Annotated in this window: 12 protein-coding genes; 8 read left to right on the forward strand and 4 right to left on the reverse strand. The window is 70.3% G+C overall.

From position 1 onward, the window contains the following. Nucleotides 1-43: 43 nt before the first annotated feature. Entirely contained in the window at nt 44-2,602 is a 2,559-nt protein-coding gene (locus ACH46_RS05875) for a bifunctional FO biosynthesis protein CofGH (RefSeq protein WP_062392095.1), read from the forward strand. Nucleotides 2,603-2,630: 28 nt separating this feature from the next. Here ACH46_RS05875 and ACH46_RS21465 read toward each other — a convergent pair whose 3' ends face one another. Continuing rightward, complete coding sequence (locus ACH46_RS21465; RefSeq protein ID WP_120298700.1) at nt 2,631-2,786, reverse strand: hypothetical protein; 156 nt, start codon at nt 2,784-2,786, stop codon at nt 2,631-2,633. A 28-nt stretch (nt 2,787-2,814) separates the two neighbouring features. Continuing rightward, nucleotides 2,815-4,473, reverse strand: coding sequence for an FAD-dependent oxidoreductase (locus ACH46_RS05880; protein ID WP_062392096.1), 1,659 nt, complete (start codon nt 4,471-4,473; stop codon nt 2,815-2,817). A gap of 289 nt (nt 4,474-4,762) precedes the next feature. On the opposite strand from ACH46_RS05880, the gene fdxA reads away from it, so the two are divergent. From fdxA to ACH46_RS05910, 6 genes are all read left to right on the forward strand, one after another. Beyond that, complete coding sequence (fdxA, locus tag ACH46_RS05885; protein ID WP_062392097.1) at nt 4,763-5,089, forward strand: ferredoxin; 327 nt, start codon at nt 4,763-4,765, stop codon at nt 5,087-5,089. Between the two features lie 46 nt (nt 5,090-5,135). Next, nucleotides 5,136-6,224 carry a succinyldiaminopimelate transaminase gene (dapC, locus tag ACH46_RS05890; protein WP_193392946.1) on the forward strand — a complete coding sequence of 363 codons (1,089 nt, stop codon included), beginning with the start codon at nt 5,136-5,138 and terminating at the stop codon, nt 6,222-6,224. 122 nt (nt 6,225-6,346) lie between these two features. Continuing rightward, nucleotides 6,347-7,369: a J domain-containing protein gene (locus ACH46_RS05895; RefSeq protein ID WP_082399424.1), complete on the forward strand. Its 1,023-nt coding sequence runs from the start codon at nt 6,347-6,349 to the stop codon at nt 7,367-7,369. A gap of 37 nt (nt 7,370-7,406) precedes the next feature. After that, nucleotides 7,407-8,390, forward strand: coding sequence for a hypothetical protein (locus ACH46_RS05900; RefSeq protein WP_062395033.1), 984 nt, complete (start codon nt 7,407-7,409; stop codon nt 8,388-8,390). Nucleotides 8,391-8,427: 37 nt separating this feature from the next. Beyond that, entirely contained in the window at nt 8,428-9,786 is a 1,359-nt protein-coding gene (locus ACH46_RS05905; protein ID WP_062392099.1) for an adenylosuccinate synthetase, read from the forward strand. After that, nucleotides 9,783-10,403 (forward strand): NUDIX domain-containing protein, encoded by a 621-nt coding sequence (locus ACH46_RS05910; RefSeq protein ID WP_226995779.1) that lies wholly within the window; start codon nt 9,783-9,785, stop codon nt 10,401-10,403. The genes ACH46_RS05905 and ACH46_RS05910 overlap by 4 nt, the downstream gene beginning before the upstream one ends. Nucleotides 10,404-10,573: 170 nt before the next feature. Here ACH46_RS05910 and dapD read toward each other — a convergent pair whose 3' ends face one another. Beyond that, the gene (gene dapD, locus ACH46_RS05915) at nt 10,574-11,539 is read right to left on the reverse strand and encodes a 2,3,4,5-tetrahydropyridine-2,6-dicarboxylate N-succinyltransferase (RefSeq protein WP_062392100.1); all 966 of its coding nucleotides are present in this window, start codon (nt 11,537-11,539) and stop codon (nt 10,574-10,576) included. Nucleotides 11,540-11,586: 47 nt separating this feature from the next. Between dapD and dapE the strand changes: the two genes are divergently transcribed. After that, complete coding sequence (gene dapE, locus ACH46_RS05920; protein ID WP_062392101.1) at nt 11,587-12,693, forward strand: succinyl-diaminopimelate desuccinylase; 1,107 nt, start codon at nt 11,587-11,589, stop codon at nt 12,691-12,693. Here the strand turns inward: dapE and ACH46_RS05925 are convergent. After that, nucleotides 12,690-13,397, reverse strand: a complete 708-nt coding sequence (locus tag ACH46_RS05925; protein ID WP_062392102.1) for a TetR/AcrR family transcriptional regulator — start codon at nt 13,395-13,397, stop codon at nt 12,690-12,692. The genes dapE and ACH46_RS05925 overlap by 4 nt on opposite strands. Nucleotide 13,398 lies beyond the last annotated feature (1 nt).

Consider the following 13,398-nt stretch of genomic DNA (forward strand, 5'->3'; position numbering starts at 1 on the left):
CATCGGAGAAGTGACCACTTCCTCTGATAGTGCTCGTGAGTCGATGTCGGCGCCGTCGGTGCCGGATCCGATCCCCGCGCCGTCCGCGTCCGCCATGCGTCGAGTGCTGCGACGCGCTCGTGACGGCTCGGTCCTCAACGTCGACGAAGCCGCGGTGCTCCTCACCGCGCGCGGTGACGATCTGACGGCGCTGTGCGAGGCCGCCGCCCGCGTCCGCGACGCCGGGCTCGAGGCGGAGGGGCGCGGCGGGCAGATCAGCTACTCGCGGAAGGTCTTCATCCCGATCACCCACCTGTGCCGCGACCGCTGCCACTACTGCACGTTCGTGACCGTGCCGGGGAAGCTGGCCCGCGAGGGCAAGGGCATGTACATGGAGATGGACGAGATCGTCGACGTGGCACGCCGCGGCGCCGAACTCGGCTGCAAGGAGGCGCTCTTCACCCTCGGCGACCGACCCGAGGACCGATGGCCCGAGGCTGCCGCCTGGCTCGACGAGCGCGGCTACGACTCCACCCTCGACTACGTGCGGGCCGCCGCGATCCGGGTCCTCGAGGAGACCGGTCTGCTGCCGCACCTGAATCCCGGCGTGATGAGCTGGGAGGAGATCAACCGACTCAAGCCGGTGGCGCCGTCGATGGGCATGATGCTCGAGACCACCGCGCGGCGGCTGTTCACCGACAAGGGGGAGTGCCACTACGGCAGCCCCGACAAGGACCCCGAGATCCGCCTGCGCGTCCTCACCGACGCCGGGCGCCTGACGGTCCCGTTCACCACGGGCATCCTCGTCGGCATCGGTGAGAACCTGCACGAGCGCGCCGAGTCGATCTTCGCGATCCGCAAGGTGCACAAGGCGTTCGGTCACATCCAAGAAGTGATCATCCAGAACTTCCGGGCCAAGCCCGATACCGCGATGCGGGAGACGCCCGACGCCGACATCGACGAATACCTCGCCGCGATCGCCGTCGCCCGCCTGGTCCTCGGACCCGCCATGCGCATCCAGGCACCGCCGAACTTGGTGTCGGCGCAGGAGTGCCACGCACTGGTCGCGGCGGGTGTCGACGACTGGGGCGGAGTGTCGCCGCTGACCCCCGACCACGTGAACCCGGAGCGTCCGTGGCCGAACCTCGACTCGCTCGCCGAGATCACCGCGGAGGCCGGCTTCACGCTCGTCGAGCGGATCGCCGCACAACCGAAGTACGTCAAGGCGGGCACCCCGTGGATCGACCCGCGGATCCTGCACCACGTGACCGCGCTCGCCGATCCGACCACCGGTCTGGGCGCCGACGTGAAGCCCGTCGGCCTGCCGTGGCAGGAGCCCGACGAGGACTGGTCGTCGTCCGGTCGCATCGACCTCAACACCGAGATCGACGTCGACGGCCGCAACACCGACACGCGCAGCGACATCGCCAACGCCTTCGGCGACTGGGACACCATCCGCGAACAGGTCCTCGAACTCGGGGCCTCCGCTCCGGTCCACTTGGAGTCCGAGGTCGCGGCGGCACTGCGTCGCGCGGAGAAGAACCCCGCCGGGCTGTCCGACGACGACTACCTCGCCCTCGCCGAAGCGGACGGCGCCGGCCTCGACGCCCTCGCAGCCCTGGCCGACTCGATCCGGGCCGACGTGGTCGGCGACGAGGTCAGCTACGTGGTGAACCGGAACATCAACTTCACCAACATCTGCTACACCGGCTGCCGATTCTGCGCGTTCGCGCAGCGCAAGGGCGACGCCGACGCGTTCACCCTCTCCACGTCCGAGGTCGCGGACCGTGCGTGGGAGGCCCACGTCGACGGCGCCACCGAGATCTGCATGCAGGGCGGCATCGACCCGGAACTCCCGGTCAGCGGCTACGCCGACCTGGTGCGCGCGATCAAGGACCGGATCCCGTCGATGCACGTGCACGCGTTCAGCCCGATGGAGATCGTCAACGGTGCCTCCCGCGGCGGCGAATCGATCCGCGACTGGCTGTTCGAGCTCAAGAAAGCCGGACTCGGCTCCATCCCCGGCACCGCTGCCGAGATCCTGGACGACGAGGTCCGCTGGGTGCTCACCAAGGGCAAGCTGCCGACCAAGTCGTGGATCGAGGTCATCACCACGGCGCACGAGTTGGGCATTCCGTCGAGCTCGACGATGATGTACGGCCACGTCGACGCCCCGCATCACTGGGTGGCGCATCTGAACATCCTGCGCGACATCCAGGACCGCACCGGCGGCTTCACCGAGTTCGTGCCGCTGCCGTTCGTGCACCAGTCGTCGCCGCTCTATCTGGCCGGCGCCTCGCGGCCCGGCCCGACGCGGCGGGAGAACCGCGCGGTGCACGCCCTCGCCCGCCTCATGCTGCACGGCCGGATCGACCACGTGCAGACCAGCTGGGTGAAGCTCGGCGTGGAGGGCACGCGGGTCATGCTGCGCGGCGGCGCCGACGATCTCGGCGGCACCCTCATGGAGGAGACCATCTCTCGCATGGCGGGCAGCCAGTACGGGTCGGCCAAGACCGTCGCCGAACTCCACGACATCGTCACCGGCATCGGCCGCATCCCGCGTCAGCGGACGACGGAGTACGGCCGCGTCGAGGCGCCGGTGGTGGGGCTGGGCCTGGTCTGAACCCAGGGCCTCGCCTCAGCGGTGGATCTCAGCGGCGGAACAGGCGGCTGAGGAAGCCCGGCTCCGCGTCGTGGCCTCGGCATCGCTGGGAGGCGGGGACGCCGCGCATCACCTGGTCCACGTGGCGGCCGCAGCCGCGCCATGTGGTCTTGCCGCACTTCTTACAGGTCGCTCGTTGGCACATGGAACTCTCGTTTCTCTCGGGTAGTCGGTCAGACGGTCTGGAGCGGGCGGATGGATTCGGCGGCCCGCAGGGTCAGCAGTCCGCCGGACAGGTTGGCGGCGGGGATCCCGGCCGCACGGAGGATCCGGTAAGCCAGGTACGACCGCATGCCGCTGGCGCACAGGACGCGGACCTCGCGGCCGGCCGCGGCGTCGCGGATCTCGTCGAGCCGATCCCGGACCTGCACGTGCGGAATGCACAGCGCACCCGGCACCGGATCGGCGTCCTGCTCGGCCGGACCGCGGACGTCGAGGATCAGATGGTCGCCCGTGCCGTACTCGTCGGCGTACCAGAGGTTCAAGGATCCGTTGACGACGTTCTCGGCGATCATGCCCGCCAGGTTCACGGGATCCTTCGCGGAGCCGAAGGGCGGCGCGTAGGCGAGGTCGAGGTCGATCAGGTCCGGCCCGGTCATCCGGTTGCGGATGGCGGTCGCGAGGACGTCGATCCGCTTGTCGACGCCGTCGGCGCCCACCGCCTGGGCACCCAGGATCAGGCCGTCGTCGGCGCGGACGTGCATCAGCAGATGGATCTGCTCGGCGCCCGGGAAGTAGCCCGCGTGGCTGCCCGGATGGAGGTGGACGGTCCGGTAGTCGATGCCGGCCTGGTCGAGAGCGGCGCGGTTGGCGCCGGTCAGCGCGGCGGTGAGGCCGCCGACCCGGACGATCGCGGTGCCGACCGGCTGGGGGATGGGCCGCGCGGTGGTCGGATCGGCGATGTGGTCGGCCACCAGACGGCCGGCCCGGTTGGCGGGCCCCGCCAGGGCGACAGGACGACGCAGGCCGGTCACCGAATCGGTGCTGACGGTGGCGTCGCCGACCGCCCACACGTTCTCGAGGCTGGTGCGACCGTGCTCGTCGACGATCATCGCGCCGCGCTCGCATGCGATTCCTGCTGCTTCGAAGACTGCGGTGTCGGGGCGGACGCCGACCGACAGCACGACGATGTCCGCGTCGATCCGCGTGCCGTCGGCCAGGACCACGGTGTCGTGCTCGGGGCCGGATTCGACGGCGGTCGCGGCGACACCGGTGTGCAGGGTGATGCCCATCGCGCGCAGTTCGTCCTGGATCAGTGACGCCTGCTCGTTCTCCAGGGGAGGCAGGACGTGCGGCGCCGACTCGACGACGTCGACCGTCAGTCCGCGCATCCGCAGGCCCTCGGCGGCCTCCAATCCGATGAACCCGGCGCCGAGGACCACGGCGCGGGTGGCGCCGGCCTCGACCTCGTCGCGCATCCTTGCGGCGTCGCCGACGGTGCGCAGGGTCTGGATGCGCGGGGAGTCGATCCCGGGAATCGGCGGTCGGACGGCAGAGGCTCCCGGTGCCAGAACGAGGGCGTCGTAGGTCCAGGTGGTGACCGTGCCGTCGTGGCGGACGTCGACGGTCTGTGCGGCGGCGTCGACGGCGATCACCTCGTGCCGGATGCGGACGTCGATGTCGAGGGCGTCCTTCAGGGAGTCCGGCGTCTGCACCAGCAGCGACGACTCGTCGTCGATCTCGCCGCTGACGTAGTAGGGGAGTCCGCAGTTGGCGAACGACGGGTGGTCGCCGCGTTCGAAGACGATGATCTCGGCGTTCTCGTCTCGGCGGCGGGCTCGGGCCGCAGCGCTCATTCCGCCGGCGACTCCGCCGACGATCAGGATCCTCACGGTTGCATCTCCTTCGTTTAATACCCCCTGGGGTATGTCAGTCACGATACCCCAGGGGGTATGTAGGAAGGGTGTGTGAATGGTCACGACGGATTGGACGGATGGGGATGTCTCGATTTTCATCAGGGTGAGCAAAATTAACCGCTGGTCGTGCGGATGCGCCGTTCGATGAGCGGGGCGACGATCGGGGATCGCGAGGGTGAATGGATACTCTTAGTGACGACACGATTCCTCTGCGCCCATCAGCCCTGAGTGCGGAGTGAGAATCGTGCAGTGAAGGAGAAGCGAAGTGACCTACATCATCGCTGAGCCCTGCGTGGACGTGATGGACCGGGCCTGTGTCGAAGAGTGCCCGGTGGACTGCATCTACGAGGGCGGACGCAGCCTCTACATCCAGCCCGACGAGTGCGTCGACTGCGGTGCCTGTGAGCCGGTCTGTCCGGTGGAGGCGATCTTCTATGAGGATGATGTGCCGGACGAGTGGGAGCCCTACGTGAGCGCCAACGTCGACTTCTTCGTCGAACTCGGTTCGCCCGGCGGTGCCAGCAAGGTCGGCAAGACCGACTTCGACCCGGCCTTCATCAAGGCGCTGCCCCCGATGGGCGAAGAGGACTGAGACGTCCGTGACCGATGTGTGCCGATCGAGCAACCGCCTGCGCCGGGTGAGTTCCGCCCTTCCCGACTTCCCGTGGGACACCATCGCGGACGCCAAAGCCGCGGCGGCGGCGCATCCGGGCGGAATCGTCGACCTGTCGGTCGGCACGCCGGTCGATCCCGTGGATCCGGTGATCCGGAAGGCGCTCGACGAGTCCTCGGAGTTCCCCGGCTATCCGCAGACCGTCGGCACGCGCGACTTGCGCGACGCCGCGGTCGCAGCGCTATTGCGGCGGTTCGGCGTCACCGGTCTCGACGAGTCGTCGATTCTGCCGGTCATCGGCACCAAGGAGGTCATCGCCGGGCTGCCCGCGCAGATCGGTGTGGCGGCAGGCGACCTGGTCGTCATTCCCGAGGTCGCCTACCCGACGTACGAGGTGGGTGCGCTGCTGGCCGGCGCCGATATCCTGCGCGCCGACACCGTCGATGCGATCGGTGATCGCGATCCCGTCTTGATCTACCTGAACAGTCCGTCGAACCCGACGGGCCGCGTCCAGGGCGCCGACGAACTCCGCGCCATCGTCGACTGGGCGCGCTCCCGCGGTGCCGTCGTCGTCTCAGACGAGTGCTACCTCGGCCTCACCTGGGAGGGGAGTGCGTACTCCGTGCTGCACCCCGATGTCTGCGGCGGCGACCACACCGGGCTCATCGCGGTGCACTCGCTGTCGAAGGTCTCCAATCTCGCGTCGTACCGCGCTGGGTTCCTCGCCGGCGACCGCGAGTTGATCGCGGAACTCCTCGCCGTGCGCAAGCACGCCGGGATGATCGTGCCGTTCCCGATCCAGGGCGCCACCGTCGCCGCACTGAACGACGATGCTCACGTCGACGCCCAGCGGGAGCGCTACCGCGCCCGCCGGGACAAGCTCCGCACCGCACTGCTGGCGGCGGGCTTCACCATCGACCACTCCGAAGCGGGCCTGTACCTCTGGGCCACGCGCGGCGAGGGCGCTCGAGTGACCCAGCGCTGGCTGGCCGACCGCGGCATCCTCGTCGCCCCCGGCGACTTCTACGGTCCGGCCGGTGCTCAGCACATCCGCATGGCGCTGACCGGCACCGATGAGCGCGTCGACGCCGCAGTGGAGCGGCTCCGCCCGTAAGCGAGTCGCCCGGGCGAGGGCGACCGGCTGGTAACGCTCGGTTTTCGGGCGATCGCTGATTTCTTTCCGAGATCTCGGGAAGCACTGTTGTGCGACCAATATTAGTCAGTTAGACTAAAACCATGAACACGGAGACGCGCGCAGCAGTCGAGAGGGTGGGGGCGGCCCTGAACGCCACGGACCTCTTCGGTCCGATCGGCGGCTCGGCGCGCACTGGACGGCGGGAGTTCCGTCGACTGGCTGCGCTCCTGCACCCGGACCGTGCGGCGGGGGATGCGACGGTCACGCAGGCCTTCGAGCGGCTCGTCGTGCTGTACGACCAGTGGCGTTCGCCGTCCGCGGTGGTCACCGGGCGCAGCAGTTCCTACACGTTGACGCCCACCGCAATGCAGGGGAGCGTCAGCGTCGTGTACGCGGCGACCTCCGCGGAAGGCGACGCCGTCGCGGTGAAGATTCCGCGCACCGAGGCTGCGAGCCGATTCCTCCGAGGAGAACGATCGGCACTCCGCCGACTCGAGGCGTTCACGGCCGACCCCGCGAACGCCTGGCTCGCGCCCTACTACCCGCGACTGCTCGACACGGCGCGCGCGGAGGTCGACGCCGATGCCGTCCGACCGGTGAACGTCCTGTCCGCACACGGTGCGGCCGAGGGATTCGTCGATCTGGCGACCGTCGCGGCCGCGCTGCCGGGTGGGATGGACGGCCGGGACTGGGCGTGGATCCATCGGCGCCTGCTGCGGGCCGTCGCAGGCGCCCACGCCGCCGGGGTGGTGCACGGGGCGATCGTCCCGGAGAACATCCTCATCCACCCCGAAGGCCACGGCGTGGTCCTCGCGGGCTGGTCGTTCGCCGCGACGCCGGGCGCACGGCTCCCGGGACGGATCGCGTCGCGCCGGGACCTGTACCCGGCCGACCTCGACGAGCCCGCGAGCGCGGCGCTGGACGTGTTCATGCTGCACGCGACGATGCGCGCGCTGCTCGCGCCGAGCGAACGCAGACAACAGGCGTTCGCCGCCGGCTGCGCCCTGACCGCGCCGCGCATGCGGCCCACCGCCGTCGCACTCCTCGGCGAGTACGACGAGCTGCTCGAAGACCTGTACGGACGACGCCGATTCCGGCCGTTTCCGTACACCGTGAGCGCCTGACCGCGCTCCACCACCCGAGAAAGTGAAGGAGAACATCATGGGAAGCGGATACTGGAGCGACGACGCCTACCGCGCCGCCGCCACCTTCCGGGCACGCACCGGATCGGCGGACTTCGCCTACAGCGCCTCCACCAAGGCGCGGCCTGCGAGCGAATGGCGGGCCCACCCCGACCTCGACCCCAAGGGCGTCGGTCTCCGCGAATCGCGAGACAGCGACGAACACCCGCGGTCGACGCCGATCGCCGTGATGTTCGACGTCACCGGCTCGATGGGTCGGGTCCCGGTCGCCATGCAGAAGCAGCTGGCCAAACTGCACGGACTGCTGCTGCGCAAGGGGTACGCCACCGACCCGCAGATCCTGTTCGGAGCGATCGGCGACGCCGAGACCGACTACGTCCCGCTGCAGGTGGGTCAGTTCGAGTCCGACAACCGGATGGACGATCAGCTCCGCAACATCCTCCTGGAGGGGAACGGCGGCGGACAGAAGACGGAGTCGTACGAGCTCGCCGCCTATTTCCTGGCCCGGCACACCGTCACCGACGCCTGGGAGAAGCGGGGCCGCAAGGGGTACGTCTTCCTGATCGGTGACGAGATGAGCAAGCCGCGGCTGCGCGGGCGGCACATCCGGGAGGTGATCGGCGACGACGTCCACGAGGACCTCGACCCGGCCGAGGTGTACCGCGAGCTGGAGGAGCGGTGGGAGGTCTTCTACATCCTGCCGAGGCAGACCAGCTACTTCGACGACCCGCAGGTCCGCGGACACTGGCGAGCGGTCCTGGGTGAACGCGTCCTGCTCCTGGAGGATCCCGACGCGGTGTGCGATCTGATCGCCGTCACGGTCGGAATGCTGGAGGACGTCGTCGACCTCGGCGGTGGTCTGGCCGACCTGGCGGACGTCGGCGCGGCGACCGCGACCGCCGTCGGGAAGGCGCTGGCGCCGCTCGCCGGCTCGGCGGTCGCGGCGGGGGCCGCGTCGCGGCTGCCCGCGGGCATCGTCGACGGGGCCGACGATCTGATGTGATTCGGCCGGGACGGGCGAACGGAGGAAGGGAGCCGTGATGAACGGCAGGCACATCGCCGTGGTGGGGCTGGGCTTCGGCGACGAGACGAAGGGCGCGACGGTCGACTGGCTCAGTGCCCGGCTCCGCCCGTCGGCGGTGGTCCGCTTCAATGGCGGAGCGCAGGCCGCGCACAACGTGGTCGCCGACGGCGTGCACCACACCTTCCGGCTGTTCGGCAGCGGGACGTTCGCCGGGGTGCCGACGCACCTGAGTCGGCACGTCGCCGTGGACCCGTGGCGGTTGGCCGCCGAGGCCCTCGACCTGGAGGGCCTCGGCGTGCCCGACCCGCTTCGACGGATCTCGGTGAGCCCCGACGCGGCCGTCGTGACCCCGATCCACATCGCGGCGAACCGCACGCGGGAGGACCGTCGCGGCGACGGACGGCACGGGTCGTGCGGGCTCGGAATCGGCGAGAGCCGCTGGTACCGGCTCGCGCACGAGGCAGGCCTGCGCCGCGGCGAGAGCCTGTACGGCATCGAGGCGACCGGCGACGCCGACGTTCCGGCGCTGACCGTCGCCGACTGCCTGGACCCGCAGGCGATCCGGCGCAAGCTCATGGCGCTGTCGGAGTTCTACGCGCCGCTGCTCGAGGACGGCGACCACGAACCGCCGTCGGTCCGCGTCATGGCGGCGACCCTCGCCGAGTTCGGGCGGGTCGCGACCGTCGTCGACGATCGCGCCCGACTCGCCGACGCCGCGGACTCGGGGCGACTCCTGTTCGAGGGCGCGCAGGGAGTCCTGCTCGACGAATGGCGGGGGCTGCACCCGCACACCACCTGGAGCACCACGTTGCCGAGCATTCCGCAGCAACTGCTGGCCGAAGCGGGACAGCCGCCCGCGCTGGTGCTCGGAGTGGTCCGGGCCTACGCCACCCGGCACGGGGCCGGGCCGCTGCCGACCGAGGACGCGGCGCTGACGATCCCTGAGCCGCACAACGGGACCGGCGTCTACCAGGGCGCATGGCGGACCGGACACGTGGACCTGCCGCTGCTGAGGTATGCGGCCGACGTCTGCCGACGGCACGGCGGCCTGGATGCGCTCGCGGTCAGTCACCTCGATGCGATCGAGGGGCAGGACGTCCGGGTGGCCCGGCGATACGACGGCGGGGAGACCTACCGGCTCGGCGCCTATCGAGACCTCGCTCACCAGGCGGCGCTGACGGACGTGGCGCGTTCGGTGAGGCCGGTGCTGGATGCGGTGGAGTCCGGTCGGGTCCCGATCGAGTTGGCCCGTGCGGCCGGCGTTCCGGCGGCCGTGCTGGCGGCCGGGCCGAGGCGAGAGGATCGGACGCCGACGTCGGCGGGTGAGACACTGTTCGGCATGGCAGCGTTCGCCGGCGTCGGAGCCGTTCAGTGATCGATATCGAATCGTCGGCGGTGTCGGTCGACGCCGTCGTCCTGCGGACCGGCGGTGGCGGGACGCAGGTGCTGGTCCATCGGCGCGCAGCCGAGCCCTTCGCGGGCGAGTGGGCGCTGCCCGGCGTGCTGCTCGGCGCGGGGGAGCGGATCTCCGATGCCGCGGTCCGTGCCGCGGGGAAGGCTGGAGTGGCGGTCGATCACGTGTCGGGCGTCGGCCAGCTCGTCGTCTTCGACGAGCCGCACCGCGACCCGCGGGGTCCCACGTTGTCGATCAGCGCGTGGATCACCGTCGCCGGATTCGAACCGGCCGACCCCGACGAGGTCCGGTGGGTCTCGTGGGATGCCGTGCCGCCGCTGGCGTTCGACCACGAGCGGATCCTCGCGGACGTGCGGCCCGTCCTCGCCGACAAGCTGTGGCGCGATCTCACCTTCAGTCGAGCGCTCACCGGCCCGGGATTCAGCGTCCGCACCGCCCTGGAGATCACCCAGTCCCTCGCCGGTGCCGCCGTCGACCGCGGGAACCTCAACCGCACGCTGAAGCGGATCGCGGTGCGGTCCGAGGAACCCGTGGCCGACGGCGTCGGCCGACCGGGCGCCTACTGGCGGTGGGAGTGAAGGACGACTCTTCGCTCCGCAACCCATCGGTCACGTCGAACGGTGGCGAGGTCGGATCCGCGTAACTCGCCGTCAGAAGCGGGGTTCAGAACCCAGCTTCTGACGGCGAACTACGCGTTCTCCGCCGGACTACGCGGATACGCCGGAGTGGCGGGGCGGAGTCTGCGTCGTCAATTGTTCGCATGCAGCGAGTCGTTCAACTCGATGCCGTCGCCCTCCTTGGCGGAGACCTCGACGGCGCCGGTGACGCTGTTGCGGCGGAAGAGCAGGTTCGACTGTCCGGCCAGGTCGCGGGCCTTCACCGTCGAGCCGTCCGGGCGGACGACCTTGGTGCCCGCAGTGACGTAGAGGCCGGCCTCGACGACGCAGTCGTCGCCGAGGGGAATGCCGCAGCCGGCGTTGGCGCCGAGCAGGCAGCGCTGGCCGATGGTGATGATCTCCTTGCCGCCGCCGGACAGAGTGCCCATGGTGGACGCGCCGCCGCCGATGTCGGAGCCGTCGCCGACCACGACGCCGGCGGAGATGCGGCCCTCGACCATCGACGTGCCGAGCGTGCCGGCGTTGAAGTTGACGAAGCCCTCGTGCATCACGGTGGTACCGGGGGCCAGGTGGGCGCCGAGGCGGACGCGATCGGCATCGCCGATGCGCACGCCGGACGGCGACACGTAGTCGACCATGCGCGGGAACTTGTCGATCGAGGTCACGGTCACGTGGCCGCGGGCCCGCAGACGCAGGCGAGTCTGCTCGAAGCCGTCGACGGCGCACGGGCCGAAGTTGGTCCACACCACGTTGGCCAGCAGGCCGAACTGGCCGTCGAGGCTGGCACCGTGCGGCTGGACGAGACGGTGGGAGAGCAGGTGAAGTCGCAGGTAGACGTCGTGCGCGTCGACGGGTGCGACGGACAGGTCGGCGATCACGGTCTTGACGGCGATGGTGCGGACCCGGCGTGCTTCGTCGGCGCCGACCAGGGGGCGCAGGTCGGCGGGGACGTCGTCGCCGGTCAATTCCGTCGATCCGGTGGCGCCCGGTGCGTCGGCGAGCTCGGGGTCGGGGAACCACGTGTCGAGGACGACGGCCTGACCGTCGTCCTGCCAGACGGTCGCGATTCCGATGGCAACAGCACCTTGAGTAGTCACTGGACGATTTTAAACGCGTAGCGAACATCCGCCTACGATGAATTCTTGTGACTCTCCCCGCGTTGAACCTGTCCGCCGATCCGATCGACCTGACGGCCGCCCTCGTCGACATCGCGAGCGTCAGTCGTGACGAGACCCTGATCGCCGACGCCGTCGAGGCGGCGATCCGCGACCAGCTGAACGGCTTCGAGGTGCTGCGGCAGGGGAACTGCGTCCTCGCCCGCACCGACCGGGGGCTGCCGACCCGGGTGATCCTGGCGGGGCACCTCGACACGGTTCCGATCGTCGACAACGTGCCCTCGCGGCGCACCGTGACCGACGACGAGGGCGACGTCCTGCACGGCTGCGGCACCGTCGACATGAAGTCCGGTGACGCCGTCTTCCTGCACCTGGCGGCGACTCTCGACGAGCCCGCGCACGACCTGACCCTGATCTTCTACGACTGTGAGGAGATCGCCGCCGAGTTCAACGGCCTCAACGCGATCGAGCGGGAGCTGCCCGACTGGTTGCGGGGCGACGTCGCGATCCTCGGCGAGCCGACCGCCGGTCAGATCGAAGCCGGTTGCCAAGGGACGCTTCGTGTTCGGTTCACCGCCACCGGCACGCGCGCGCACTCGGCGCGGGCGTGGATGGGTGACAACGCGATCCACAAGATGGGCCGCATGCTGACCACGCTCGGCGACTACGAGCCGCGGCGCGTCGACATCGACGGCTGCGAGTACCGCGAGGGGCTGTCGGCGGTGGCGATCCACGGTGGCGTCGCCGGCAACGTGATCCCCGACGAGGTGTACGTCGACGTCAACTTCCGATTCGCGCCCGACCGCAGCCCGGAGCAGGCCTACGACCACGTGCGGGAGGTCTTCGCCGCCGACCTCGCCGACGGCACCCTGACCGCCGCCGTCACCGACTCCGCCGCCGGGGCCCTCCCCGGCCTGGCGAACCCGGCGGCCGCGAAGCTCGTCGAGGCGGCCGACGGGAAGTTCCGCGCCAAGTACGGGTGGACCGATGTGTCGCGGTTCGCCGCACTCGGCATCCCCGCGGTGAACCTCGGTCCCGGCGACCCGAGCCTCGCGCACCGCGTCGACGAGCGGGTTCCGGTGGAGCAGATCACCGAGGTCACTCGGATCCTCCGATCGTACCTCTCGACTCCCTAACCGACGCCCTCACCGAAGAGCAGCGCCGCCCCCAGATCGACGACCCCCGCGTACACCGCCGCCGGATCGTCGGTGATCGGGCCGAGCTGCTCGAAGAGTTCGCTGGAGATGCTGCCGAGCAACAGGTTCCACACGGCGATCGTGCGCGCGAGCACCGCCGGTGAGGTGTCGGCCGGAACCGCCGGGTCGGACGCGAGGAGTCTGAGGGCGTCGGCCGCAGCCGTCTGAACACGGGGATCGGTGCCGTCCGGCGCCGGGGCAGATGCCGCGGCGGCGATGTCGGCCAGCGCCCGCAGCGGGCGTTCGCCCGCGCGACCGGTCTGCTCGGCGGGCGCCCGGTACCCGGGGACCGGCGAACCGTAGATCAGTGCGTACTCGCTCGGATTCGCGACCGCCCAGAGTCTCAGCGCGTCGGCGAAGGCGACGAAGCGTGTTCGCGGTGTGTGCCGGGAGGCGACCGCGGCGTCTAGCGCGTCGGCGAGGTCGTCGTAGGCGTCGACGATCAGGACGGTCAGCAGATCGTCGCGGCTGCGCACGTACCGGTAGAGGGCCGACGGCGCGATCTCCATGTCTCGCGCGATCGCGCGCAACGACAGCGCGGCCGCCCCGTGCTCGGCCAGGTGGCGGCGGCCGATGGCCCGCAGTCGCTGTTCGACGACCGCCCGGTTGCGGGCCCGCGGTCCGGCGTTCTCCGTCTCACTCATG

This window comes from Gordonia phthalatica (assembly GCF_001305675.1).
Taxonomy (GTDB): Bacteria; Actinomycetota; Actinomycetes; order Mycobacteriales; family Mycobacteriaceae; genus Gordonia; species Gordonia phthalatica.